Annotated in this window: 27 protein-coding genes and 1 tRNA gene; 7 read left to right on the forward strand and 21 right to left on the reverse strand. The window is 55.3% G+C overall.

Going from position 1 to position 25,867, the window contains the following annotated elements; translation table 11 throughout:
• Positions 1-23: 23 nt before the first annotated feature.
• Together ACR0JW_RS15490 and ACR0JW_RS15495 are read right to left on the reverse strand one after the other, a co-directional pair.
• Positions 24-1,739 carry a GMC family oxidoreductase gene (locus ACR0JW_RS15490; protein WP_480714152.1) on the reverse strand — a complete coding sequence of 572 codons (1,716 nt, stop codon included), beginning with the start codon at positions 1,737-1,739 and terminating at the stop codon, positions 24-26.
• A gap of 12 nt (positions 1,740-1,751) precedes the next feature.
• The gene (locus ACR0JW_RS15495) at positions 1,752-2,426 is read right to left on the reverse strand and encodes an SOS response-associated peptidase (protein WP_170681431.1); all 675 of its coding nucleotides are present in this window, start codon (positions 2,424-2,426) and stop codon (positions 1,752-1,754) included.
• 1,231 nt (positions 2,427-3,657) lie between these two features.
• Between ACR0JW_RS15495 and ACR0JW_RS15500 the strand changes: the two genes are divergently transcribed.
• Positions 3,658-3,912, forward strand: a complete 255-nt coding sequence (locus ACR0JW_RS15500; protein WP_480714153.1) for a hypothetical protein — start codon at positions 3,658-3,660, stop codon at positions 3,910-3,912.
• Positions 3,913-3,981: 69 nt separating this feature from the next.
• Here ACR0JW_RS15500 and ACR0JW_RS15505 read toward each other — a convergent pair whose 3' ends face one another.
• The 15 genes from ACR0JW_RS15505 to ACR0JW_RS15575 all read right to left on the reverse strand — a co-directional run bounded on the left by ACR0JW_RS15505 (position 3,982) and on the right by ACR0JW_RS15575 (position 13,103).
• Positions 3,982-4,311: a hypothetical protein gene (locus tag ACR0JW_RS15505; protein ID WP_170825427.1), complete on the reverse strand. Its 330-nt coding sequence runs from the start codon at positions 4,309-4,311 to the stop codon at positions 3,982-3,984.
• A 1-nt stretch (position 4,312) separates the two neighbouring features.
• Positions 4,313-4,630, reverse strand: a complete 318-nt coding sequence (locus tag ACR0JW_RS15510; RefSeq protein ID WP_170825428.1) for a hypothetical protein — start codon at positions 4,628-4,630, stop codon at positions 4,313-4,315.
• Positions 4,627-5,070 (reverse strand): hypothetical protein, encoded by a 444-nt coding sequence (locus ACR0JW_RS15515; RefSeq protein WP_480714154.1) that lies wholly within the window; start codon positions 5,068-5,070, stop codon positions 4,627-4,629. Before ACR0JW_RS15515 ends, ACR0JW_RS15510 begins: the two co-directional genes overlap by 4 nt.
• Positions 5,067-5,762, reverse strand: a complete 696-nt coding sequence (locus ACR0JW_RS15520; protein WP_480714155.1) for a hypothetical protein — start codon at positions 5,760-5,762, stop codon at positions 5,067-5,069. The genes ACR0JW_RS15515 and ACR0JW_RS15520 overlap by 4 nt, the downstream gene beginning before the upstream one ends.
• Positions 5,763-5,969 (reverse strand): transcriptional coactivator p15/PC4 family protein, encoded by a 207-nt coding sequence (locus ACR0JW_RS15525; protein ID WP_170681439.1) that lies wholly within the window; start codon positions 5,967-5,969, stop codon positions 5,763-5,765.
• 100 nt (positions 5,970-6,069) lie between these two features.
• A complete protein-coding gene (locus tag ACR0JW_RS15530) occupies positions 6,070-6,447 on the reverse strand; it encodes a hypothetical protein (protein ID WP_170681441.1) in 378 nt (125 codons plus the stop codon).
• Between the two features lie 98 nt (positions 6,448-6,545).
• Positions 6,546-6,713 carry an AlpA family phage regulatory protein gene (locus ACR0JW_RS15535; RefSeq protein ID WP_480714156.1) on the reverse strand — a complete coding sequence of 56 codons (168 nt, stop codon included), beginning with the start codon at positions 6,711-6,713 and terminating at the stop codon, positions 6,546-6,548.
• Between the two features lie 152 nt (positions 6,714-6,865).
• On the reverse strand, positions 6,866-7,696 hold the full coding sequence (locus ACR0JW_RS15540) for a hypothetical protein (protein ID WP_480714157.1): 831 nt from the start codon (positions 7,694-7,696) through the stop codon (positions 6,866-6,868).
• A 23-nt stretch (positions 7,697-7,719) separates the two neighbouring features.
• Entirely contained in the window at positions 7,720-8,880 is a 1,161-nt protein-coding gene (locus ACR0JW_RS15545; RefSeq protein ID WP_170681445.1) for a site-specific integrase, read from the reverse strand.
• A gap of 260 nt (positions 8,881-9,140) precedes the next feature.
• Complete coding sequence (locus tag ACR0JW_RS15550) at positions 9,141-9,659, reverse strand: GNAT family N-acetyltransferase (RefSeq protein ID WP_170681447.1); 519 nt, start codon at positions 9,657-9,659, stop codon at positions 9,141-9,143.
• On the reverse strand, positions 9,656-10,210 hold the full coding sequence (locus ACR0JW_RS15555; protein WP_170681449.1) for an XRE family transcriptional regulator: 555 nt from the start codon (positions 10,208-10,210) through the stop codon (positions 9,656-9,658). The genes ACR0JW_RS15550 and ACR0JW_RS15555 overlap by 4 nt, the downstream gene beginning before the upstream one ends.
• A 115-nt stretch (positions 10,211-10,325) precedes the next feature.
• Positions 10,326-11,342 carry a Fe(3+) ABC transporter substrate-binding protein gene (locus ACR0JW_RS15560; protein ID WP_170611010.1) on the reverse strand — a complete coding sequence of 339 codons (1,017 nt, stop codon included), beginning with the start codon at positions 11,340-11,342 and terminating at the stop codon, positions 10,326-10,328.
• A gap of 193 nt (positions 11,343-11,535) precedes the next feature.
• Positions 11,536-12,696 (reverse strand): sialidase family protein, encoded by a 1,161-nt coding sequence (locus tag ACR0JW_RS15565; RefSeq protein WP_170681451.1) that lies wholly within the window; start codon positions 12,694-12,696, stop codon positions 11,536-11,538.
• Positions 12,697-12,809: 113 nt separating this feature from the next.
• A complete protein-coding gene (ykgO, locus tag ACR0JW_RS15570) occupies positions 12,810-12,935 on the reverse strand; it encodes a type B 50S ribosomal protein L36 (protein WP_005648635.1) in 126 nt (41 codons plus the stop codon).
• 93 nt (positions 12,936-13,028) lie between these two features.
• Positions 13,029-13,103: transfer RNA gene (locus ACR0JW_RS15575), tRNA-Val, on the reverse strand.
• Between the two features lie 147 nt (positions 13,104-13,250).
• On the opposite strand from ACR0JW_RS15575, the gene ACR0JW_RS15580 reads away from it, so the two are divergent.
• Positions 13,251-14,111, forward strand: a complete 861-nt coding sequence (locus ACR0JW_RS15580) for an N-formylglutamate amidohydrolase (RefSeq protein WP_170681453.1) — start codon at positions 13,251-13,253, stop codon at positions 14,109-14,111.
• 2 nt (positions 14,112-14,113) lie between these two features.
• Here the strand turns inward: ACR0JW_RS15580 and ACR0JW_RS15585 are convergent, their stop codons facing one another.
• Together ACR0JW_RS15585 and pyrF are read right to left on the reverse strand one after the other, a co-directional pair.
• A complete protein-coding gene (locus tag ACR0JW_RS15585) occupies positions 14,114-15,367 on the reverse strand; it encodes a DNA polymerase IV (protein WP_170825429.1) in 1,254 nt (417 codons plus the stop codon).
• 597 nt (positions 15,368-15,964) lie between these two features.
• Positions 15,965-16,669, reverse strand: a complete 705-nt coding sequence (pyrF, locus tag ACR0JW_RS15590) for an orotidine-5'-phosphate decarboxylase (RefSeq protein ID WP_170681457.1) — start codon at positions 16,667-16,669, stop codon at positions 15,965-15,967.
• 149 nt (positions 16,670-16,818) lie between these two features.
• Between pyrF and ACR0JW_RS15595 the strand changes: the two genes are divergently transcribed.
• From ACR0JW_RS15595 to ACR0JW_RS15605, 3 genes are all read left to right on the forward strand, one after another.
• Positions 16,819-17,139: a hypothetical protein gene (locus ACR0JW_RS15595; protein WP_170681460.1), complete on the forward strand. Its 321-nt coding sequence runs from the start codon at positions 16,819-16,821 to the stop codon at positions 17,137-17,139.
• Positions 17,140-17,267: 128 nt separating this feature from the next.
• Entirely contained in the window at positions 17,268-19,886 is a 2,619-nt protein-coding gene (gene clpB / locus ACR0JW_RS15600; RefSeq protein ID WP_170681462.1) for an ATP-dependent chaperone ClpB, read from the forward strand.
• A gap of 123 nt (positions 19,887-20,009) precedes the next feature.
• On the forward strand, positions 20,010-22,028 hold the full coding sequence (locus ACR0JW_RS15605; protein ID WP_480714158.1) for an acyltransferase family protein: 2,019 nt from the start codon (positions 20,010-20,012) through the stop codon (positions 22,026-22,028).
• A 132-nt stretch (positions 22,029-22,160) separates the two neighbouring features.
• On the opposite strand, the gene ACR0JW_RS15610 is transcribed toward ACR0JW_RS15605, so the two are convergent.
• Together ACR0JW_RS15610 and ACR0JW_RS15615 are read right to left on the reverse strand one after the other, a co-directional pair.
• Positions 22,161-22,754, reverse strand: coding sequence for an NAD(P)H-dependent oxidoreductase (locus ACR0JW_RS15610; protein ID WP_170681468.1), 594 nt, complete (start codon positions 22,752-22,754; stop codon positions 22,161-22,163).
• 190 nt (positions 22,755-22,944) lie between these two features.
• A complete protein-coding gene (locus tag ACR0JW_RS15615) occupies positions 22,945-23,754 on the reverse strand; it encodes a cyclase family protein (protein ID WP_480714159.1) in 810 nt (269 codons plus the stop codon).
• A gap of 292 nt (positions 23,755-24,046) precedes the next feature.
• Between ACR0JW_RS15615 and msrP the strand changes: the two genes are divergently transcribed.
• Both msrP and msrQ read left to right on the forward strand, forming a co-directional pair.
• Complete coding sequence (gene msrP, locus ACR0JW_RS15620; protein WP_480714160.1) at positions 24,047-24,949, forward strand: protein-methionine-sulfoxide reductase catalytic subunit MsrP; 903 nt, start codon at positions 24,047-24,049, stop codon at positions 24,947-24,949.
• Positions 24,950-24,953: 4 nt separating this feature from the next.
• Positions 24,954-25,568, forward strand: coding sequence for a protein-methionine-sulfoxide reductase heme-binding subunit MsrQ (gene msrQ, locus ACR0JW_RS15625; RefSeq protein ID WP_170681473.1), 615 nt, complete (start codon positions 24,954-24,956; stop codon positions 25,566-25,568).
• Positions 25,569-25,867: the final 299 nt, after the last annotated feature.

A 25,867-nucleotide genomic window follows, 5' to 3' on the forward strand; every position in this document is an offset into this window, starting at 1 on the left:
CTGATGCTTAGCAATTATTTCACTCAAACGCGCCCGGCGATCATGTCGGCAGCTTTTTCAGCAATCATAATCACCGGCGCGTTGGGATGTCCGGTGTTCATTTGCGGCATCACAGACGCATCGGCAACGCTCAACCCTTTAAGCCCGTGCACTTTCAAGTCAGGAGCTACGACGCAATCATCGCTTTGCCCCATCCTGCAACTGCCAACGGGATGAAAGGACGTCGACGAAATCTCACGAATGTCCGCAAGAAGTTCTTCGTCGCTCTGGGCGTCCGCCCCCGGAGATATCTCAACCGGATTTAGCTTGGAAAAGGCTTCCTGTGCTACAATCTTCCGCGCTTCTTTGATGATCGCGCGCATCAGATCAACATCCGCCGCATTGCTTAGATATCCAGGATCGATAATGGGCCGATCCAATGGGTCGTTTGATGCAATAGTCACACGCCCTCGACTCCAAGGACGGGTCGGAAAACCAGAGATTGTGAAACCGTGGCGATCCGGTGGGCGGTACTCCGGGGCTCCCAAGCTTATGAAATATGGGATCATAAGAAGTTCTATGTCGGGAATACCGACATGGGGTCCGGATCTCAGAAATGCTCCAGACTCAAAGTGGTTCGTTGTCAGGGGGCCGCGCGACTCCTCCGAGTAGAGGCGCTCAACCTCTGCCGCTTGCTCTGCGCTTCGGCCATAGAAGGTCAAAGGCTGATCGATTTCCCAACGGGCGCGGTAATGGAAGTGATCCTGCAGATTTTCACCCACGCCGGGCAGGTCATGCTTCACCGGGACGCCGACATTGTTCAACAGGTCTGCTGGGCCAACTCCTGAGAGTTGCAGGATCTGTGGTGAACCTATGGCGCCCGCCGCCAAGACGGTTTCCTGTGCAGTTGCATGGTTCAGTTCTCCCTTGGCAAGATAATTCACACCGGTCACAGAACTGCCCTTAAATTGTATCGACATGACTGTAGCTCCGGTCACAACGGTCAAGTTGGGACGCCCCATCGCCGCGGATAGGTATGTCTGCGCGGTGCTGCCTCGCCGGTTATCCTGCAAAGTCGCGGGGAAATAACCGCAGCCGTCCAGTTCCGTGCCATTCAGATCGCCATTAAATGGAATCCCGGCCTGCTGGCAGGCTTCGATAAATGTCTCGGTTAAGGGCGACCGCTCGCCTGGTTTAGTTACAGTCAGCGGGCCACCGTCACCATGGATCGACGGATCTCCATCGACTTCCCAATTCTCAGCCTTCTTGAAATAGGGCAGCACACCGTCCCATCCCCAGCCCGTTGCGCCCATTTGGGACCACGTGTTGTAGTCTGCCGGATGCCCGCGCAGGTATATCATGTAGTTTATCGAACCAGTGCCGCCGATACATCGACCGCGCGGATAAGCGATCTGGCGTCCCGAAAGTTCGCCCTGCGGAGCTGTCCGAAAGGCCCAATCGAAGCGTGTATTAGTGAGAGCGCCAAATTTTGCGGGTGTGGAAACCCGGGGGTCGTCGTTCGATCCACCGGCCTCTAATAGCAAAACGGAACGCTTCACATCTTCGGTCAAACGAGCGGCGAGGACGCATCCAGCACTTCCGGCGCCAACGATAATAACGTCAAAACTATCCGTCATGACAAAACCCCAAACTACCAATCCGGAAAGAGTGGCGGACAGTCTGCCCTTTATCAAGCAACACATTTTGCGGAGGTTGGGTATGTCCGCTTTAGGCTCAAAGCGGTCGAATAAAAAGCTCAAAGGGTGGAGCATTTAGGCCAACGGATCTGACTTCTCACTCTCGCCGCAGCGAACGATTTGCATATCGTCCGCATTGTAGGGCTGAAGTAGGTCTACGGCTTCTTCAGGGTTTCCCGACATCCATTGCTCAAAGTCGTCCGGCTTCAGGATCACCGGCATTCTTTGCGGGTGTATTGGTTCTACAATTTCATTCGCTGTCGTGGTGATAACGGTGTAAGTCGCTGCTTCTTCCGGCCCGTCCTTGCCCTGATAGCGCGACGTCTGCCACATTCCGGCAAACGCAAAAGGCGGGCGGTCTTCTTCACTCTTGAGGGCAAACCAGTAATAAGTTGCAGGGCTACGTCCCTTGGCTTCACAGAACGAACTGGCAGGAACCAAACAGCGCCTTTCCTCGAAACTGCCACGCCAAAGCCCGCTTGAGCGCACCTTGTCATCTCTCGCGTTGTTCCAAGCGCCAGGTTGGATAATTGCCCCTGTCTTCTTCGATTTCTTCGTGGTTCGAAACCCCCAACTAAGCTGCACGAGTTCCCGCTTTCCATCCTCGGCCAGCCTGACAACCGGGGCCATTTGCTTTGGATAAATTGCGGGCAGCGGTTCAGCATTTCCGAGACGGTTATGTTCAACTGCTACATCAAACAGCTGGCGCATTGCTTCTGCGGGAATGGTGTTTGAGTACAGGTTGCACATAAGACAACGGTAGGCTTCTAATACCGATTGGACAAGCTCCAGGAGTTCGCTATCTGTTCCCCATGTCTGACTGGCCTTTTCGAATCCCCTTTAACCTTTACAAGGAACTTGAATCTCGGAGAGCTGATGACTGGCAAGCAGCGCTGCGCGCCTGGGCAAAATCCCATGGCCTAAGGATCAAGCTGCACTGGTGGCCTTACCTTGAACAGCAGATAGCCGATTTACATTCACGGCGGTACACAGCTGGGTCACAGGACCACTGGGCAGCAATACGTGACTGCCAGGTTCGGAATGACGTGCCTGTTCCAAACAATCTGCCGGGGTGGCCAGAACAAGAATAAGGGCTGGCTGAGGGGGTCGAGGCCAGCCCCTATCTTCGTCACGAGGGGGTAAGTGGTTATTCTGACCCCAATCTACCCAACTCAAGCAAAGCCCGAAATTGGGGGATTCCCGTAACATTGCAAACTTCATCGAAAAAGTTTGTTTCCAAAGGGCGAACAGTGAGTTTCAAAACGAGTCGTGGACACAATTTCGCCACAATGCGATCTTCTCACCGTGGGCGGCACGTGTTGATTTTAGCGCGTTCCGGTTTCTCCAGCCGGATATGAGGGGGTTGTTGAGTTCGGCGTGCTGCCCCACGAGCCCTTCAAAATCCGCTGGAAAAATGAATTGCGTTTTTTGAATGTCATAACGCAAGCGCATTTTTCATTCCACCGACCTAATTTGAACAAGCCGAACAAGTAGAAGTGAGATGCGGCGCGCCTTGATGGGGATTTACGATTTCAATGAGGGGGTACGAGTTCGGCGCGTCGTGCTACCGCCATCGTACTGGTTCTGGATTGTGCTTGATGCTTTGCTGATCGATACTGGGCTTGAAGATGCCACCGGCCATAACCATGAGTGAATCTGGTTGGTTGGTAGTGTCCATTTGGAGGCAGTTTGAAATCTACTTCAGTGCAGAGCAGCGGCCCGGACTTTTGGCTCATCGCCGGAATACTTCTGGGCGTCATCCTGCTTTGTTTGGTTTTGCGCTTGATGCTCCGCGTATTCAGGGCAAACAAAGAGAAAGTTGAGTGCGGTTGGAAGAGAGACGCCGCACAGGACAAGGAAACTCTGCGCGCGTGGAATTGTCGGGCATGCGGTGTTACGGCATATTCTGGAAACGGTCGGAAACCCACAGGCTGCCGCAGATCCGCAAAACCACAAAGCCTGTAGCCAGGAAAGCACGGACATGAATATCGATGAACCGAAGTTGATTATATCAGACAAATGCAAGTCAGTGTTTGTAGACGGGTTTCGGTTTGAAATCGAAATCTACCGTCCGGAAAACCAGGACACATGGACGTTGGAAGCGATTGACGCCGAGGATGCCAGTTACGTTTGGGATGATAAGTTTATTACCGACCAAGAGGCACTAGATGTCGCGGTCGATATCCTGAACAGTGAGGGTGCTTTGGGGTTCATGGGGAAAGACCTGAAAGCTTAAGGTAGTTGGTCCAGGTTCTTTTGAGTCCAATACGCAGCCCAATGCCGTTTCGGTTTTCTGATGCGTATACTAGTCGTGGCAATTGCCGCCATTTACTTCGAGGTCCGCTGCAACGAATGCCTTTAGTCTCTCCCCGTCTGTCATGTCTTCAATGAGTTTGCCACCTGCTCTAACAGCATAGACACGCCGTCTGAACTCTGTTCGGGTTTCGCCGTCTTTGGGATAGATATGACCAAGGCCAAGTCCGCAGACCCTTGCAGGTCCGGGCGCTCGTTCCACCACTCGAGAGCTTTCCTCGGTGCCTTTCTTGATGCCGGAAATCTCATAGAAAACTACGGGGCGATCCGGAATGCTGGGCGATTTCGCTTCCATTTTGTTCAATCGAAGCCTGATACTCATATTACGCCTTCTCAACTGACGTTGTGCCGGAACAACCGGCTGCCTCCAAAATTGCTTTGAAAAGAATGGCACTGGAGTCTGATTGCTGAGAAAGTTGGACGCATTGGCGTGCTACTTCGTCGTCCACCCGGCCATCCAGAATGAGGGCTGCAAGCTCGACGGGGGATGCCTTAGCCGTCAATTGTACCAATGGAATGTCTCGCATCCGTTCTGCGGTGTTTTGCAGTTTCTTGGTTAGTTGGTACGACGCGCCCGACGTCGTTACGGCGCTTACAGCTTTCCTGCTTTCCAATGTCGCCAGTCTATTCCGGATACTCATTTTGCTGCCTCCAATGCCGCTAACCGGCGTTCCAGTTCGGTCGTTTCCAGAACGCGCCGGAACTGCTCAACCAACCCCATGACCGTTGCGCCTTCCAATGGTGTCACTTCACCCTGAGAAACGGCCTGTAGAACCGCCTGAGCTGCTTCTGAGGCGTCTTTAGCCGTCTTGATGGGCGGAAGGTCAAAGTTGACCGGCGCGTCTTTTCTGGTCGGCGCTATTCGCTCCAGGCATAGACGCAGGGCCGTGCTGTCGCCCTCTAGTGCCAACTCAACCGCTTTTTGGGTGATTTGCTCAGATTGACCCTCCAGCAGTTCCTCGACTGCCCGTGTGACCCTGTGCCGGGTTCCTCGGGGCTTACCGGGGTTGCCTTGAGCAAACTTACCGCTCTCATCCGTGTACGTATTGGCCACGTTTATTCGTTCGGGTTCATCCGTCATGCTCGTTCCTCATTTGCTTGATTGATATGCACGACACCCTGCAAATCAGGTGTTGCAATGGAGTTGCTTCGTGTCGCTTGCCCGCAAAGCCCCAGACCCAGAACCAGCCGCTCAAAAGCGTCCACTTCGTTCAGGGGTATATGGCTAGATGTATATATGGGGGAGTTTTTACCCACGGCAGACGCCCCATTTGGGCCAAAAGCGGGGGAATTTTTACGCCTTTGATTTTCCAAATGGGGAACTTTTCCCCCAACCACGGGTAAATTTTCCCCCAAGGAATGGGGAGTTTTTACCCGGGGCCTTTTCTTTTTTTGGGTCGGCTTCCACCGCATGAATTCCTTCGTTGCCGAACCCTCTGACGTCTTCTCTTCGGTCAAACGATAGGTGGCAGATTGACTGATGCCGGAGGGCCCGAGGCAGTGCCCACGTGTGACAACAATGAAGCCGCGCTCGATTAGGATATCGAAGTACCCGGCGACGGTTTTCCGGTCGACGTTCAGCGCTTTCGCAGCGTCACGATGGCTGAGGAATATCTCGCCGTTGTTGCCGCCATTGAAGCGGCGTCTCAGTTCGACATACAACGCGCGTGGCCCAGGCTTGAGGGTGGCCCAGGCCGGCGAAGTCTGAAGCCACTCCATCAGTTGAACGTGGCGAGGACCGCCACGTTTGTATGCTTTGTACCCGCCGCCCATCTACGTAGCCTCCGCCTGGCTGAGCGCGTCAATGAAGTCGGGCAACAACTCAGCCTTGAAGGCTAAACCTTGTTTGCCAGGGCGCATCTCGCCGTCCTCGGAGATGAAGTAGACGCGGATGTTATTAAGGTCGTTCCCCCGGAAGTCATCCCGGCTGACACGGTATTCCTCGCGGCTGTTTTTGGGGATTTGGGAAATGAGGGCCATTAGCGGCCCTCCCCAAAGTGAAATGTTGCAATTAGCCGAGCTGCGGCCTCTGACAGACCGTGTTTGCGGCGAATGGTACGGGTTTGCAGTTCAATGGTCCTCATGCCGCTGCTCCCTGCGTCTCGATCCTCTCAACTTTGCTGACGAGGAAATAAATCCCGAAGCGCTCGTGACCTGTTTCCGGGTCATTGGCATACAGCTTGCATACGATGTTTACGCCGTCGTCACGGCGGACGGGCAGCACTTTGTCTGACAGGCGGCAATCGCTCGCTGGGTACAATGGCGAGCGCATTAAGCCCTCAAGGACTTGGCGCTTGTGCTTGGGCGCGTAGATTTCACGCGGTTCCTGACCAGGATCTGTCACCCGGTACAGCGCTGGGGCCGTCAAGTTGGGAAGGTCTGCCCAGCGAAATACTCGCAATGCGTTTGAGGGTGGGAGTTCAGTTCTGATTGTTTGGTTTTGCTCGAAAGTAACCATTTATTGTCCTTCTTTTGCTGAAAGACATTGGGCTTTCGGCTATTCTCTCAGTACCGTCCAAAAGAATTCGCCTCTGCCCGTGCCTCGGATGGGGGTTTTTAGGCCGATACTTCGGAAAGAGTTGAAATCCAGCTTTGAATTTCCGTTTCTTTCCATCCAACCGATTTTGGGCCAAGCCGAACTGGCGTTGGAAAAGAGGCATCAAAGTATGCGCTCTTCGGGTTCATTTTTTCGTAGATTGTGCTGCGGGATATCCCGGTAACCAATTCGACCTAGGGGCGGCGTAGAATGCGTTCAGTCATTGCCGGTCCTCTTTCCTCTGCCTTAGCGCAATTGCTTTGGCTTCTGTCGGAAAGATGAGGAATGCGGGCCGCTTTGTGAAAATACGAACTAAGAAATACTGTGTACGGAGTTGGTATTAGCCCGGGTTGGAGAGTCTTTCAGCGAGTTCGCTCGCATACCTTTTGACCTCTACGCCAGACGAAAACCAAGACAGTTTCAAAGGAATGGGAGGGATATCCGGGCGCTCGCGTATTGAGACAAGAGCTCGTTTGTTGTTTCCAGTTCCTTCATAGTCAATTTGCACACCTGACAAATTAATCTCCTCGCGTGCTGAACTGAGATGGGCATCCAAGATATGCTTTTTCATTTTCATAAGCCTGTAACGGTTCTCAATAGCGAGTTGTTTCTCCCAGGCTTCCTTTGCGGGGCCTCTCCAACTCGCCACGATTCCGAAAGCGCCGATTGCGAACTCGACAGTTTTGCAAAACTCGCCGGATGGCGCGCCGCTGTCGGCGCTTTGCCCATAAGAAATTTCTGCTCTGAGACGTCGAAAGAGCCGCCTTACACCCTCGGAAACGATGTAGGCCGCATGATTTCTGCTTGTAGAAGATGGCAGCTCGTCTCTCCGGCCGACGATTTGGTCGGCGTCTTGCTGCATTTTTTGAATCAGAAACTCAATTTGGTGTGGTGTAATTGTTCCAGCTTGGATCAAAAAACTCAGTTCTCTGCTAGATAGGCGATCCAGGGACCTTACAAGGTTCTCAGCGTGCCTAACGGCCTCGTTCAGCTTGCCTGCAGCATTCTTTAAAGCTCGTTGATGTTCCGGAGTCGACCATGCAGGAATTGGCAAACCTTGGTATGCATTGAAAACAGAGTTGAGGTTACATCCCAAATAATCCGCTATGTCGCGAAACGGTTGACAGCCATCATCATCAGAAGGTGGAAAGATTTCTTCACTCGAGGTCATCCACTTATCCTTGCATCGCCTGATTACCTATTGGTCGTGAAATCCGCCCACCGCTGCATGAGTTTCCTCCTTTGGTCCAAATGGTCAGTACGCCGATACGCTCGTTCAACGGCTCCGCCTACGACGTGACCCAGGCAAGTTTCGGCAACTTCGTGTGGTGTACTTGTTTTCTCAGCCACCCAATCTCTAAAGCTTGACCGGAAACCGTGTGGGCGCGCTTCCATACCCCTGCGCTCCATCAGGCGGGACATTGTTGCATCTGAAATGACGCCCTTGCGGGCACTTGGGAAAAGGAACCCATCGCGCGATTGTTTTTTGGCAGTTTCAATCACTTCCAAAGCAGAATCCGACAGTGGGACTCGAAAGTCTTCAGTAGCATCTCTGCGGCCTTTTATTATCTCAGCAGGGATCGTCCAAATGTTATTTTCGAACTGGTCCTCGTGAGCATTGCGAACTGGCCCAGAACGAACTGCTGTTAGGATCAATAATCGCAATGCAAGGTGTGTCGTCGTGCCTTCATTCAAGCTGGTATAAAAAACCGGCACGTCTGCCCAAGGCAGAGCGGGAATGTTCTTTGGCTTGTGACGCTGCTTTCCCAAAAGCGCACGGGCTTTCATGGTAGCTTGCAGATCCACGTCCAATCCAAGAGCTGCGGCATGTTTAAGACATATCCCCAGGCGGTCCATGGCTTTGCTGGCGGTTTCAGCCTTTTCATGCCAAATCGGTGCCAGAGTGTCGCGAATGTCAATCTGGTCGATATCTGCAACCGGTACTTTCCCGAGCTTCGGCAAAATGTGCAGATTCAGAGGCGAAAACCAGCGTCCAGCTTTGCCGTCAGCTTTTAGTTCAGCCTTGCGGGACTCGAATGCATCGAGAGCAATGTCCTTTAGTAGGTGCGTGTTTAGCTCAAGTTGCCTGCGCTCGCGTTCCCGTTCTTTTATGGGGTCCAAGTTTTTCCGCGCCACCATTCGCCACTTTTCAGCGTTTTCCCTAGCTTCTTTCAGTGACACAGCGGGGTAGGCGCCAAGGCCCATTTCCCGACGGCGTCCGTGAACAGTTACGAGCAGTACCCATTTTCCATGTTTGACATCGCGCTTGTGCAGCCACAAGCCGCCACCGTCACCATATTTACCGGCATCGGCAGTCTTGACTTTAGCTCCACTTAGTTTGTTCGCTTGACGCATATATGGAAGGGGCCGTCCTTTGGTCCAACTTTCAGTCCCATTTCAATATCTTGTATATCAGGGATCAATTTGGAACAACCCGGAACAAAAACAAAACTGTAAACAGCAGAAAATTTTAAGTTTTCCAAAAACCTCGGAACTTCACGGACTGCTCTGGAAGCATTGTTCAGTGCCCTCCACCCGCACCACACGATCTTCTAAACTCACTGATGATAAGCAAAACATTGAACTGTGGGTTCGACAACCCTCATGCGCCGTTCTTATTCCAGCAATTTGAACATGAACGTTGTGGGTTCCAGGCGGTCTTCAAAGGGGTTGCGGCAGTAATTTGGGATTTCCCCGGCACTCCGGAATCCAATGCTTTGGTACAAGATTCTGGAAGGGTCTGTGCTGCGCGTATCCAGAACCAATACGGATCTGCCGCGTTCGATCGCACGCCCCTCAAGCGCTGCCATCAGTTTTCGCCCAAGACCGCGCCTTCTTGCATCGGGGTGAACCAGCAATTTGGCTACATCCGCGCGATGCGGTTGGTTTGGCATCGCGGCGGGAACAAGCTGGACCGTTCCCAAAACGCGGCCCCGGTCCAGATACACAAACAGATCCAACAGACCGGCCTGTAAGTCCGGCAGAACCCTGTCCAGCCAATACGCCCGCGCATCCTCGTGGGAAAAAGGGAGAATGAAGCCAATACTGGCCCCTGCATGAACGCAGGCGTGGAGTATCTCGCTGAGATCGGGCAGGGCGGCTTCAAAGCTGTTTTCGTCAAGCCGCTGTATCACAACAACACCAGAATATAACGCGCACCTTTCAGTGCGCCGGTTTCAAACCGGGTCGGGCCAGACAGGTGATACCGCAGGCAATCTCCTCCGGCCAGTTCATGTGTTGTTTCATCCAGCGTCAGGGAAAGGCCGCCGTCCAATACGACCAAATGGTGTTCTTGCCCCGGATTGGGGGGTGCGTCATAGGAAATCACGGTGTTCCGCGGCAAGTGACATTCCAGAACTTCACCGCTGAGCCCGGGTGCTGGCGGTGAAACCGAGCGCCGTGTGAAACCGGTTTCCGGATCGCGCCATTCGGCCTGTCGTTCGAGCGGAATTTTGGGGTCGAAACTGTCTTCGACCATCATTAAAAGCCGGGACATGGGCAACCGGTAGGCTGCGCACAAACGCCCGAGGCTTTCCGCTGTCGGGCTGACATCGCCTTTTTCCAGGCGGGACAGGGTCGCCCGGCTAAGTCCGCTGCGGCCGGCCAATTGGTCCAGGGACCAGCCCTGTCTTCTGCGCAGTTCACTCAGCTGGCTTGCAAGCCGGTTCGAGATGTTATCCAGCATTTTTCAGAATCGAGAAATTTTCCCTTATTTGGGAATACTGGCAGATTTTTAGCCTTAATCAATAGAAAAAGAGGCGCGTCTGACCGCGCCTCGTTCCCGCTCGAATGGAGCCAGCTTATTTCCAGCCGACCTCATTGAAGATCTTCTGCGCATCCGGAATGTTCTTGGCAACTTCGGACAGGTTGACACTGTCAGCCTTGAACTCACCCAGAGCAGCGACCGGCTCAGCCAGAGCAACACCTTCTACAGCCGGGAATTCGTCATTACCGGACGAGAAGTATTCCTGAGCCTGTTCGCTGGCAAGATATTCAAGAAACTTGATTGCGTTTTCCTTGTTTGGGGCATGTGCCGCAACGCCCGCGCCGGAAAGGTTCATATGTGCGCCTTCGGCGTCCTGAGCGGGGAATTGCACGCCGATCATGTCAATCTGGTCGCTCAGGCCCTTCACGTCCTTACGTAAGGCACGTGCGAAATAGTAGGAATTGGACACCGCGATTTCGCATTCACCCGAGACGATGCCACGGAGTTGGTCTGTGTCACCACCCTGTGGGTCACGCGCCATGTTGGCAACGACACCTTCGGCCCATTTTTTTGCTTCTTCAGCGCCGTGGTTGGTAATGATCGAGGCCAGCAGGGTTTGGTTGTAGGTGTTGCTGGACGAACGAATGCAGACCTGACCTTTGAATTCGGGTTTGGCCAGGTCCAGGTAAGTAGCCGGCGGGTTGGCGACGCCTTCCTTGTCAAAGAAGATGATGCGGGCGCGCTGCGAAAATCCATACCATTGATTGTCTTCGTCCTGAAGATTTGCCGGAATGCGGTCTTCCAGTACTTCGCTGTCCACGGTCTGCAGAATGCCTGCGTTCTTGGCGCGCGCAAGGCGTGATGTGTCAACTGTCAGCAGGATATCGGCCGGAGAATTTGCGCCTTCGGCTTCCATCCGAGCGATCAGTTCGTCTGCCTTGCCTTCGATGCGATTGATGGTGATCCCGGTGGCATCTTCAAAATCGGTGTAAAGACGCTCATCCGTGTCGTAGTGGCGCGAAGAATAGAGGTTCAGCTCGCCGTCAGCGGTGGCGGAGGTTGCAATCAGAGCCGTCAGAGCGGCAGCAACGCATGTAGAGGATTTCAGCATCATATTTCCCAACGATTGAAGTTGTAGTGGATCGTTATCCGACTGAATTGGTCAATTATACGATTCTCAGAAGGATGCAAGGAAATCTGACAAATTTACTCGGTAAAAATGGCACAGCTTGTGTCTTCACACTCTTCATGACCAATCGAGCCGCTGGCCGTGATTGGATCAGTGTCTCATCGCCACGAATGATCTATTCGTGGTCCAGAACCTCAACAGAGAGAATGGTCGGCAAATGTCGGGCCACTTCGTTCCAGGTGTCCCCTTCATCACCGGTCGCAAAAACAGACCCGCTGTTTGTCCCAAAATAAACCCCTGCGGGGTCTCGGCTGTCTCCTGCCATAGCCTGACGCAGTACCGTAAAATAGCAGCTTTCCTGCGGCAGCCCGTGCCGTTGATCTTGCCATGTCGCGCCGCCGTCAGTGGATTTCCAAACCGCTGCTGCTGCGTGGGGTGGATAGCGGCCGATGCTGTCGCCGTTCAGGGGCAAAGTCCAGATCGTACCGGGATCTCGCGGATGAACGTGAATCGGAAACCCGAAAGTCGATGGAAGGCCCTCGGTAATATCCTCCCAACTGCGCCCCCCGTCGGCCGAGCGCCAGACCCCGTGGTGATTCTGTTGGTACAACAAGTCCGTGGTCTTCGGGGCCTTCACCATGTTGTGCACGCAATGGCCTGTCTCACCATCTCTTGGGGCCGCAGGATGATTGTGGTGATCACAGCTTTCCGCGTTGGACAGCCGGTTGCGCCGTTCCCAGTTCCTGCCCCCGTCTTCTGACGCAAAGACCCCCGCCGCTGAGATGCCGACCCAGAGTTTTTGGCTGTCACCCGGGTCTGCCAGGATTGTGTGCAATACCAATCCGGCGCCCCCTGGATTCCAGTCTGGCGCTGAAGGATGGTTGGTAAGGCCTTCGACAGTCTCCCACGTCCGCCCGTTGTCATGGCTGGTCAGCAAACGCGCTGGTTTGGCGCCTGCATACAACGTGCCGTGCCCGTAGCTCAGCGACCAGATTTGTGAAAATGCGTCGGTGAAAGGCATAGGTTCGCCGGTCCAGCCGACCATCTTGGCGAAATCAGGGTCATTGCTGGCCCATTCGTCCCTCTGACCGGTGGTGAGCCTTGTCACTTCCCAAGTTTCACCACCGTCTTCAGACCGCCAGATGCCCGCGCCGTGCCAATCGCTGCCGCCACCGGCCCAAAGCAGGCCCGTTTCTGCGTCGCCGATCACATGGTTTATCGGCCAGCCATCGCAATGCGGGCCTGAAACCTTCCAATTCGACCTGTCATGGTCGCTGGTGATGATGAATGTGCCTTTGGTCGTTCCGACCAGTATGTCGACGCCTTGTCCTCTCATGGAATTCGCGCTCCGATCAAATGAGGCAAGCGTACCATGTTGTGGGGACTAATGCAGACAACAAAAAAACCGCGCTCAACGGCGCGGTTTCTTTTAGCGGTTCAATGCAGTTCTTAGCCCTGACGAGCTTTGAACTTGCGCTGCGTCTTGTTGATCACGTAGACGCGGCCTTTGCGACGCACAACACGGCAGTCACGGTGCCGGTTCTTGAGCGAGCGGAGCGAGTTCTTGACCTTCATGGTCTGTCTCCAATCTGCGGCGCCTTCATCAGAGACGTGGCCAGCGCCTGGGTTAGCGGGTGCCCCGGGTCAGACCCGAAGCAGTGAAAACGATGGTGGGCGGTACAAGGATCGAACTTGTGACCCCTTCGATGTCAACGAAGTGCTCTACCGCTGAGCTAACCGCCCACTTACCTTTGCGAGATGTGCCCCATAACGAAATGGGGCGCGGAACCCCGCGCCGGTAGCGGGGTCTATAAAAGGAGTCGCAAAGGGGTTCAAGGGGTTTGGAAGAACTATTTTCCGGTCTATGTTGAGTGCGAACAAGGAGTCACCATGTCGAACGCAGCCTATATATTGGAATTGCCCGTCAAGCGTACGTCATGCGTGGTGTTTTCCTCTCCACACAGCGGGCGCGTCTACCCTGAGTCCCTGCTCAAGAAGACAGTGTTAAGCCAAAGCGTGATTCGATCCTCGGAGGATGCTTTTGTCGATCAGCTGTTTGCCCCGGCATCCGAATTTGGTGCGCCGCTGATATCGGCTGCAATGCCGCGCGCATACTTGGACCTGAATCGCAGTGCTGATGAACTGGATCCGGCCCTGATCGAAGGCGCGCGCAGACATGGTCACAACCCGCGTGTTGCGTCCGGGTTGGGTGTGATTCCGCGCGTGGTTGCCAACGGTCGGGCCATCTATCGCGGGAAACTGACGATGGACGAAGCACGCCTGCGGATCGACACATGCTGGCGCCCGTATCACGCACGCCTGAAGTCCCTTTTGTCAGAATCGCACGAGGCATTTGGGCAGGCTATTTTGATCGATTGCCATTCGATGCCACATGAAGCCGTCGCCATGGCCAGCAATGCACAGTCCAAGCGGCCGGAAATTGTTCTTGGCGATCGGTTCGGGGCATCGGCGACTGGTGAGGTCGTCGATCGAATCGAAGCAGCCTTTGCATCGGCTGGGTTGAATGTAGCGCGCAATGCCCCGTTTGCCGGTGCTTACGTGACCCAGACCTATGGTCGCCCAGTACGCCATCAGCATGCGGTTCAAATTGAAATCGACCGGTCGCTGTATATGAACGAAGACACCATTGAACCCAGCGAAAATTTCGATGAATTCCGCACCATACTGCGCGATGTGATCTCAGAGATTGCCTGCATCGGCGCCGAGCCGGCCCGTCTGGCTGCCGAATAGCCCTAGCGCAACGCGCGCCCTTTCACGATCGCCTCAGATCCGAAACGTCGTCGGATTTCATCTGTGGCCCGCTCTGCCTGTGACCGCTTTGCCGCACCGGGGTCCAGCAGGTCGCCCGAAATGTCGGCCTGGTGTTCGGGGCACAGATCCGACAATCCGCAGCCAAGCAGGCGGTATGGTCCCTGATCTCCGACCTGATCAAAAAGCCCGCGTGCCGTTCGATAGATGCGGTCGGCGATCTGAGTCGCGTCCCGCAGGGAAACGCGCCTTGTTATGATCTTGTGATTGGCCTTCTTGAGTTTCAGTGTAACGACCCGTCCCGCCAACCCCTTGGCCTTGGCCCTGTCGGCCACTTTCTCGGACATACGCCACAAATGCCCGTCCAGAATGTCGATACTGGCCGTATCCTCGAAGAAAGTCGTTTCATTGCTGATTGATTTCATCGGCTCATTGCCGGAAACGCGGCGCTTGTCCTGCCCGCGCGCCAGGTGCCACAAACGATAACCCATCGACCCGAACCGTGCGGTCAAAGCCTCCTGATCCCAACGCAACAAATCGGCAAAGCTGCGAATGCCAGCCCGATCCAGAGAGTCCTGGGCCGCAGGGCCAATGCCCCAGATCAGCCGTACAGGCTTGTTGTGCAGGAATTCTGCAGTCTCGGCCTTGCCGATCACTGAAAATCCGCGCGGTTTATCAAGGTCGGATGCAACCTTGGCCAGAAACTTGTTGTGACTCAGTCCGATTGACCCGGTCAGGCCCAGCTCATCTTTCATGCGCTTGACCAACCGCGCCAGCATCACTGCTGGTGGGGCGCCGTGCAGGCGATAGGTTCCCGACAGGTCCATAAAGGCTTCATCCAGCGACAATGGCTCCACAACCGGGGTCAGTTCATCCATCATCGACCGGATCTGACGTGACACGTCCGCATAAACCGACATGCGCGGTTTGATGACCACCGCGTCGGGGCACAGCTGCAATGCCTTGAACATCGGCATGGCCGATCGCACGCCCCGAATGCGCGCCACATAGCAGGCGGTGGACACGACCCCGCGTTTGCCGCCGCCAATGATAACCGGCTTATCTGCGAGTTCAGGGTTGTCCCTTTTTTCGACCGAGGCATAGAAGGCATCGCAGTCCATGTGCGCGATGTTCAGCTCAAAAAGCTCCGGATGCGATTTGACGCGCGGGCTGCCGCAGGACGGGCACCTGCTTCCGGCTTCCATTTGTGTAAGGCAGTCCTGACAGAGAGCAGGCATTTCAGTCACTTCCTCGCCCGGCGCGGGCTTGGTTCACCCGAGCAATCCTCTAGATTCTAACGTGGTTCAGAACAAAGCAAAAGCGGCACATGGTTTTCGACACGGCAAAAGGCGGTGCTGTTTTCTGAACCAGAATCGGTGGTGATTCACCGAAACGACTTACGGAGTATTCCTTAAACGGGTTCCTGAGATCTTCGCCGCGTCGGCGCGAAGGCCATGATGTGCTTGCGGATTGCGCCATGGGCGAGATTTTTGAAGTGGTTGCGCATCCGGTAAACGCCGCTGATTGCGGGACCTCTTGTCGGGCGTCGCGCAGTGATGGGAGACCTGGATTTTGCCAAAGAAGACCCCCCGCATTTGCGCGGGGGGAGGTAACGGACCTCAGGAAGAAATGGCCCGTTGGGGAGTATACCCCTACAGAATCGCGCAAAACTTACAATTACGACAGGGTTGAGAGCCTGCGTTGTGAACTTGTGTTTTTCATGTGTGTTTTCAGGCACAGGGACGATTTGGCGCGGCTGTCACCAAAATTGACCTAAGGTCAAGGCGTTGCGAGCCGATTTGTCTGTATCGGCTACGTCAATCATCCATGCCAGATTAGTTCCTGGTCAAAGAATTTAGCTCTGCCAAAACGGCCTCGGCTGCTGCTTTTGGGTCGTCTGCCTGATAAATCGGACGGCCAACCACGATATGATCGGCCCCGTCGCCGATGGCGCTGGCAGGTGTGGCCACGCGTTTCTGGTCGCCCAAAGCGGCCCCTGCAGGGCGGACACCAGGCGTAACTATCAGCCGACCTTCGGCCTGAGGCAGGGCGCGGATCAGGGCTGCTTCCTGTGGGCTTGCAATGACGCCGTCCGCTCCGGCTTCGAAGGCCTTGGCGGCACGCTCAACAACAAGCTCCTGCACGTCGCCCGCTTTCAACAGGCTGGAATCCAGGTCATCCCGGTTCAGCGAAGTCAGGATCGTCACGGCCAGAATCTTGAGGTCTTTGACCGCAGCACCTTCTTTTGCGGCGCGTACAACATGCGGGTCGCCATGGACGGTCAGAAAATCCAAGTCGAACTGGGCCAGACCCCGTACCGCGTTTTCCACCGTGTTGCCGATGTCGAACAGCTTCATGTCCAGAAAGATGCGTTTTCCGTGGTCCTGCTTCAGTTCGTTGGCCAGCGCCAACCCACCGCCGGTCAACATGCCTAGTCCGATCTTGTAGAAAGAAACGCTGTCGCCCAGCCGCTCGGCCATGGCCAACCCTTGCAGGGCATTCGGAACATCAAGGGCAACGATCAGGCGGTCATCGGACATGGGCAGGCTCCTATTTGGCAAACGTCTGCGTCCTAACGGGTTCGTTACACTCTGTCCATGCATGATAACCGGGTGATGCAAATCACTTAGAGGATTCAACTCTGTGCTATGATCCTGCCAATTCGTGATAATGAATAGGGAACCGCGATATGAAGAAACTGATTTTGCTTGGGGCGGCCCTGGCGCTTTTCGCGTGTGATGAGGCGCCGCGCGTCAATACACCTGACACAGGCGCTGCCCCGGCCCCGACCAATGATGATCTGCTGCTGGTGCGTGGATATCGATCAGAGGATGACTGGTGCCAGCTCACAGGCGAGACCGAATTTACCGTCGAATTTCTGGATCATACCGCCGATCTGGTGTCGTGCCCGACGGGCAGCGATGCGGCGCAATCGCTTTTGGACATGTACGAAGCCAGGCAAATGGCTGAGACCGGCGGCTACACGGTTTACTCAATACCGCGGGGATAAGGCCGAATATTGAAACCTGGCCCCTTGAAGCCGTGAAGACATTTCCCAAATTGAATGTGAGGCCCAGACCGAAGCGTGCCGCCAAGCGGGCGCATCACATTCAGGGCGCTTGAGAAAAGGAGAATAATATGGACTTGAATAAGTTCACCGAGCGGGCACGGGGATTCGTGCAGGCCGCGCAGACCATTGCGCTGCGCGAAGGGCATCAGAGGTTGGAGCCCACACATATACTCAAAGCATTGATGGATGATGATCAGGGGCTGGCAAGCAATCTGATCACGCGCGCGGGCGGCGCGCCAGGCCGTGTGGTCGAGGCGCTGGACACCGCAATGGGCAAGATTCCAAAAGTCAGCGGCGACGCGAGCCAGATTTACATGGACGGCCAGACAGCCAAGGTGTTGGCCGAGGCCGAGAAGCTCGCCACCAAAGCAGGCGACAGTTTTGTGCCGGTCGAACGCGTGTTGATGGCGCTGTGCATGGTGAAATCCAAGGCCAAAGAGGCATTGGAAGCCGGGGCCGTATCCGCCCAGAAGCTTAACGAAGCGATAAACGATATCCGTAAGGGTCGTACCGCTGACACCGCGTCGGCGGAAGAGGGCTATGACGCGCTCAAGAAATACGCGCGCGACCTGACCGAGGCCGCTGCCGAAGGCAAGATCGACCCGATCATCGGGCGGGATGAGGAAATCCGCCGCTCGATGCAGGTTCTGTCGCGCCGCACCAAGAACAACCCGGTTCTGATCGGGGAGCCTGGTGTCGGTAAGACCGCGATAGCCGAGGGTATGGCCTTGCGCATCATCAACGGTGACGTGCCGGAATCGCTGAAGGACAAGAAGCTGCTGGCGCTCGATATGGGTGCGCTGATCGCCGGTGCGAAGTATCGGGGCGAGTTCGAAGAACGCCTCAAGGCCGTTTTGACCGAGGTGACCGAGGCCGCTGGTGAGATCATCCTGTTCATCGATGAGATGCACACGCTGGTCGGTGCGGGTAAATCCGAAGGCGCGATGGATGCCGCCAACCTGATCAAGCCCGCGCTTGCCCGGGGTGAGTTGCATTGTATCGGTGCGACCACGCTGGACGAATACCGCAAGTACGTCGAAAAAGACGCGGCCCTTGCGCGCCGGTTTCAGCCTGTGATGGTGCAGGAGCCGTCGGTCGAGGACACGATCAGCATTCTGCGCGGCATCAAGGAGAAATACGAGCTGCACCATGGCGTGCGCATCTCGGACTCGGCGCTGGTCTCGGCGGCGACTTTGTCGCATCGCTATATCACCGACCGCTTCCTGCCCGATAAGGCCATCGACCTTGTCGATGAGGCGGCGTCGCGTCTGCGGATGGAGGTGGATTCCAAGCCCGAGGAGCTCGATCAGCTGGATCGCCAGATTCTGCAGATGCAGATCGAGGAAGAGGCGCTGAAGCTTGAGGATGATGCGGCCTCCAAGGATCGTCTGGAAACCTTGCAAAAGGACCTGGCCGACCTGCAGGAGAAATCCGCTGAGATGACCGCCCAGTGGCAGGCAGAACGCGACAAGCTGGCAGGCGCGCGGGATCTGAAAGAACAACTCGACAAAGCGCGGGCTGACTTGGAGATCGCCAAGCGCGAAGGCAACCTCGCCAAAGCGGGTGAGCTGTCTTACGGCGTCATCCCCGAGCTTGAAAAGAAGTTGACCGAGGCCGAGAACGCCGAAAGCAGCGAGATGATGGCCGAGGAAACGGTGCGCCCAGAACAGATCGCTTCGGTGGTCGAGCGCTGGACCGGTATCCCGACCTCGAAAATGCTGGAGGGCGAGCGTGAGAAGCTGCTGCGGATGGAAGATGATCTGCATTCCCGCGTGATCGGTCAGGATGCGGCGGTCACTGCCGTGGCCAACGCCGTTCGCCGGGCCCGTGCCGGTCTGAATGACGAAGGCCGCCCACTGGGCTCGTTCCTGTTCCTCGGCCCGACCGGTGTGGGTAAGACCGAACTGACCAAGGCCGTGGCGAACTTCCTGTTCGACGATGACAACGCGATGGTGCGCATCGACATGTCCGAGTTCATGGAGAAACACGCGGTCGCCCGTCTGATCGGTGCCCCTCCGGGCTATGTCGGTTATGACGAAGGTGGTGTGCTGACCGAAGCCGTGCGGCGCAGGCCTTATCAGGTCGTGCTGTTCGATGAAGTCGAAAAAGCGCACCCGGATGTCTTCAACGTGTTGTTGCAGGTTCTGGACGATGGCGTCCTGACCGATGGTCAGGGCCGCACGGTAGACTTCAAGCAGACGCTGATTATCCTGACGTCGAACCTTGGGTCGCAGGCCCTGAGCCAGTTGCCCGAGGGCGCGGACAGCGCGCAGGCGCGGCGTGACGTGATGGATGCAGTCCGGGCGCATTTCCGACCCGAGTTCCTGAACCGTCTGGATGAGACCATCATCTTCGACCGCCTCAAGCGGGCCGATATGGATGGCATCGTCGATATCCAGATGGCGCGCCTGCAAAAACGTCTGGCTGCCCGCAAGATCGAGCTGGCTTTGGACGATGGCGCGAAGGAGTGGCTGGCGAACGAAGGCTATGACCCGGTCTTCGGTGCCCGTCCGCTCAAGCGCGTGATTCAGCGCGCCTTGCAAAACCCGCTGGCCGAGGCGTTGCTGGCCGGTGAGATCAAGGATGGCGAGGCTGTACCGGTCACCGCCGGACCTGATGGCCTGATCATCGGCGACCGGCTGGGTACGTCAGAACGGCCCCGCCCGGATGATGCCGTCGTGCACTGATCTGACATTTGAACTGATAAATAACCGCCATATTGGTGGTTATTTGTCTTTTTGACCAAAAGTCTGGTAAGGCGCATATCGCTCACCCACGGCAGTCACGCAGGACGACCCCGGAAAACCGCAATGCAACAGACAGACTTCCATGGCTCCAGCGCGGAGCCATCCAAGTTTCGCGGAGATATCGAAGGCCTTCGCGGCGTTGCTGTTCTGGCTGTATTGATTGATCATCTCGGCCTCGATCTTCTTCCTTACGGATTTCTGGGCGTCGATGTCTTTTTTGTGATTTCCGGATTTGTCATCGCTCGGTCCATCATCGATTGGGATTGGACGAAGTTCTGGCCCAATGCTTCTCATTTCTTTGCGCGCCGCTTCAAGCGGCTGGCGCCGGCTTTGTTTGTGTGTCTTCTGCTGTCCTCACTAGTGGGTTCGTTCTTTATTCAGGACATGGAGGACAACACGAAGACCGCATTTTGGGCGTCTGTCGGTCTTTCAAATTTTTTCTTTTATAATCAGCAATTTGATTATTTCGGCAGGTTGCTGGATCTCAACCTGTTCACACACACCTGGTCCCTTGGTGTTGAAGAACAATTCTATATACTCTTTCCACTTGCTGCGTGGTTATCGCTATCAGCAGCTTTGCCGCGCAGGGTGAACCTGATTTCAATCACGGTATTGGCGGTGTTTTGCTTGGCGTCGCTTGGCGCGTACTTGCTGTCTGCCAAGGCGGATCCGGTGGGCACTTTTTACATGATCTACTTCCGGGCCTGGGAGCTGGGGCTGGGTGTGGCCATTGCCGTGCTGATCAGACATTGGCGACCGCAGCGATTCAACTCTCTGATCGTTCCGGTTTGTCTGGGGCTGTTGCTGATCTTGTTTGCGTTGCAGGTCGATTTGAATCGCAACTTTGCAACGGTCATTGCCGTTGTCTTGTCGGCGATCTTGTTGCTGTTCCCGGTCCGGACCGGAACCTTCTCGAAGGCGCTTTCGAATACGCCGCTTCGCTGGGTCGGTAAGATCTCATACTCGCTGTATCTGTGGCATTGGCCAGTTGCCGTTCTGGCCAAATGGACGATCGGGCTAACCGCGATCACTGCACCGTTTTTTGTTCTCGTGATGTTTGGGGCCGCTACGCTGTCCTACCGGTTTATCGAGAATCCTCTGCGCCATGCCAAGTGGACCGCAGCCAGAATGCCGGGTTACCTTTTTGGGTCCTCTGCGCTGGTCACAACGTTGATTGCCCTTTGGGTCTTGTCAGCAGATGTAAGCCGGAACCTATACTCCGGCGTGTCTCCGGCGCTTGCTCAACAAGGTCCGGCGACCCTCGAGGCGCCGTTGAAGGCAAATGATGGTTCTGTCTGGCAGGGAAGGCCTTGTATTATCAGAGACGCAACCGAGGTCGGGAGGTCCATTCCAATTGAAGGCTGCGTCTTCGGTTCATGGGAAACGGCTGAAAAGCGCATACTGGTGGTCGGAAACTCGTTCTCCGTCGCCTTTGGCGGTGCATTTCGAGAGATTTCGGAAACCGAAGACTGGGCGGTTCTGTTAACCTCAAGCTGGGGCGCACAGCCAGTGCCTGAGCTTGGTTACAATGGACCATGGAAAGAAGCCAATCAACACTATTGGGAAGACGCAGTGCCTGAATTGGTGCGTGAACTTCGTGTCGGGGATGTGGTTCTGATGCTTAGCGATCTTGGCGGGCTTTCGTACGGCTCAGGCGGGAAGGATGACGTGGTTCTGCAGCGTTACTTGGAAGGTATTCAGCGGTTTGCCCGTGAATTGAATGAACAAGATATCTCGCTCGCAATTGTTGGTCCTTTGCCTCTTGTCCGCGAGGCTCGATGCACACCCGAGGTGGCAGTTGCCCAGTGGTTTGCGCCCAATGGCGGTCCATGCCACTACCTGACGCGCGAGCAAACTCTCAAACGGGTTGGCGGGGTCCGCACCGAACTGTCAACGCTTGAGGAAAACGAAACTGCGATCTTTGTGGATCTGTTCGACTTTTATTGCCCGGGGCCGGTTTGTAACTACTTTGGTGAGGATGGGATCGTACTCTACCGCGATGAACATTCCCATTCGTCCCTGGAGGCCGCAACCAGTTCTGCCAGCTTGATGGTGGAGCATTTGAAAGAGAATATGCACTGACGTTTAAGTAAGTGTTTATCAGGCTATTCAAACAATCTTGTCTGAAATTCTGATCGGGTTTGGGCGGCGATCAAATTGCTCCGGCCGTCGCAATTGAGTTCAAACAAGCAATACCACGAGCTGATATTTATCCTAGTGGTTCTCAGGCGCGGGCAAGGTCTGGCCGATAGTGTAGCACTTTTCCAGCAGAGCCTTTCGCCGGGATTCCGACCCGGTCGATCCGTGAAGAATAACAAGCTTGCGTGGTGAAAACCCAAAATACCCAAAGGTACCCTGCATCCAGCTTGTTTCCAGCGCCTGAAGATACCCGGCGCTTTCCATTTCGTCGGATCGGGCCCCTGCCGGTACCAACAGTACTCCGGTGCGAGGCCTCTGGAGCGATTTCTCGGGATCATTCAACTGGTCATACGCCCACCCCCAGGTCCATACGCGATCAACCCAGCCTTTCATCATGGACGGCATTCCCCACCAAAACAGGGGAAAAGCCAGGCAGATTGCGTCGGCGCGCGCAATTCGCGACTGCTCGGCAACAACGTTTGACAGCGCGTCGGAGGCCAGATTTCCTTCTACATCGGCCATGGACCAGCGCGGATCAAAACCTTCTGCATGCAGGTCGCCAAGCTCGGTGGTGTGACCGGCCGCTGTCGCACCTTCCATAAAGCTCCGCGCCGCAGCGACGGTGAATGATTTGGGATCTGGATGATCAAGAATTGTCAGGACATGCACATGCGAATCCTTCTATTGCTATCCGGTCTTCGAATGCACCCTGATTGCTCAAGGTAGGTTTAGGTCAAGACAAAACATGTTTGGTTCAGGCGGCTTCAATCGATTGGCTGCTTAGGTCTCGCTGAAGCAATTGCCCAAGCAGCAAGGGCTCACCATCGCTGCGAGCCCTTTATTGATCGTCCCGGTGTCGTCAGATCAGTGCAAAAATTCGTGCGGGTCCTCCTGTCCCGCCTGCATGTTTTGGCGCGCCTATGACGAGGGTCGCACCCGAAGCAGGTACCAGATCAAGCCCGGCAAGGCATTCAATTCCGAAACGTCCGGAAGGAAGCCAGGCGTAATGAGTTGCAAAGTCCGCCGACATCCCGTGGTCCAACGACAAAGTGTCTACCGCAATCGAGCGTGCGCCGGTCTCCTCCATCAGCATTTGCGCGGCTTCAACGTGAAAGCCTGGGTAGTGCTGGGCCTCGCCGTCAAAATTGCGGAACTCATCGGTGGCTGTCTTGCCTGCCCAACCTGAATGCATTGCCACGCAGGCTCCGTCAGGAATGTCGCCGTTGGCTGCAATCCACGCTTTCAGATCGTCCGGCGTAAGCAGTGTGTCCGCATCTTCGGCGGCCCGTGCTGCGATGTCGACCACGCAGAGCGGGGCAACAAGATCCGTCACCGGTATTTCATCAACAGACAGGCCATCCGCGGAAAAATGCAGTGGGGCGTCGATATGCGTGCCGGTATGCTCGTTTATTGTAAGATTGAACAGGTTAAACCCGTGTTCCCCAAAATTGAAAACCTGATCACCGGCAAAACCGGGGTCACCTCCCCAGGTTGGGAAATCGGCACTTAGTGTATGGGTCATATCTTCGACCTTGCCATGACCTAGGGCCAGAGAGGCGGTCGCGCCCGTTGCGGCAATCGCCGCGCCCGACGCTGCCGCGGCCTTGAAGAATCCCCGTCTTGACAGCATGCGGTCCTTGACCGCGTTAACTACGCAGATGTCACACATTAGTCCTCTCCCTTTCAGGCTGTCATTTCCATAGGCGACAATTTCGCATCTGACAGCATGATACAGACTGCGCGCTCGGCATTTGCTTTGTAAAGAGAAGGCTTTTCAACGGGCCGATCAAATTGCGCCCAGATGAAAGCGTTGTGGATCTTGGCCGCCCATCCACCCTGTAACACGGGTAACAGCTGCGTCAGCTTGCGAGAATGTCATCAGATTGGAGCGTATATAGCGGTGACAATGTGGTATGAGCGGGCGATCCCGAGCCCGGGAAATACGGATTATGGAGACCCAAATGGCGTATCGCTGGAGAAACACACTGACACATGCAGACGTCACCCCGAAGTCGGCGTTTCTGAACCGGCGGCAGGTCATGGCCGGTCTGGCCGGTGTCGGATTGACAGCGATGAAAAAGCCTGCGGCTGCACAGAACACGCTTGAGCCCAACACGTGGGAAGAGATCACCTCATACAACAACTACTATGAGTTCGGCACGGGCAAGGATGACCCGGCAAAGTATGGCGCTTCGCTGAAAACCGAACCCTGGAGCGTGAAGATAGATGGTCTGGTTGAGCGCCCCGGCGAATACGACTTTAAGGACATCATGTCAGAAATGACGGTAGAGGAGCGTATCTACCGTTTCCGTTGCGTCGAGGCGTGGTCAATGGTTATCCCCTGGAACGGGTTTGAGCTGGCTGATCTGCTGGCCATGGCAGGGGTTCAGGAGGGTGCCAAATACGTGGCATTCGAAACCGCCTATCGCCCCGACGAAATGCCGGGGGTGCAATACCCGATCCTGGAATGGCCTTATCGCGAAGGGTTGCGTCTGGATGAAGCCATGCATCCGTTGACGATCATGGCGACCGGCATCTATGGCAAGCCGATCCCGAACCAGAATGGCGCACCCCTGCGTCTGGTGGTTCCGTGGAAATACGGCTTCAAATCCATCAAGTCGATTGTCCGGATAACGTTGACAGACACGCAGCCACCAACCAGCTGGAACATGTCGAACCCGCGAGAGTATGGATTCTACAGTAACGTTAATCCGAATGTGGATCACCCGCGCTGGTCGCAGGCCGCTGAGCGCCGCATCGGAGGCGGGCTTTTTGCAAAACGGGAGCCCACGCTGATGTTCAATGGTTATGAAACAGAGGTTGCCGGTCTTTACGAAGGCATGGATCTGGCGAAAAACTACTGAGACCATGCAGTTTTTGAATCAACACCTGCGACGAATCCCGGTCTGGCTGGTCTATCTGGTCGGTTTCCTGCCGGCACCCTGGTTGTTTTATCAGGGATTGACCGGTGGTCTGGGCGTGGAGCCCATTGAAGCCCTGGAGCATGAATACGGCGAAATGGCTCTTCAGTTGTTGATTTTCGGACTGGCAATCACACCGCTGCGCAAGCATCTGGGCCTGAACCTGATGAAGTTCCGCAGGGCAGTCGGTGTTCTGACATTTGGATATGTTAGTTTTCACTTGCTGGTCTGGCTTGTTCTGGACGTACAGGTGCCGGGTCAAATCTGGGCGGATATACTCAAGCGCCCCTATATTACTGTCGGGATGGCCGGCTTCTTGTTTTTACTGCCGCTCGCGCTGACCTCGAACAATTGGTCAGTCCGGCATTTGGGTCCGGTTTGGCGCAAGCTGCACCGTCTTGTCTATCCGGCGGCAATTCTGGGCGGGCTACACTATGTGATGTTGGCAAAGGGATTTCAGATCGAGCCGCTGGTTTATCTGGGCCTGATCGTTGGTCTTCTGGCTTTGCGCCTTCCGATGACCGAAGCCTTGATGCGGTTCAGGACGGCAGACTCTGCCTGACCAAGGGCGAGTCTGTGGGCAAGCTTGTGGATAAATGCTTCGCTGTCTGAGTTTAGTGCATTTCGATGCCGCAGTCGGTAGTTTTCGAGCGTAGCATCGACTTAATTATATGTTTTTAAATGAGAAATTTTTTTTTCTCGAACTTTTTTCGACTTCTTCTATTTTTTCGCTTGCGGCTGATAAGTGTTATGCTTAGAACCCCCTTCACCGGCGCTGCTGAGGCGGTGCTGACGGGTCGGAGAGACGGCCTGACGGACTGGAAAGACGGTTGAGACGCTCAGGATAGACTGGGGGCATCT

It is taken from the genome of Ruegeria sp. BG6 (assembly GCF_056538465.1).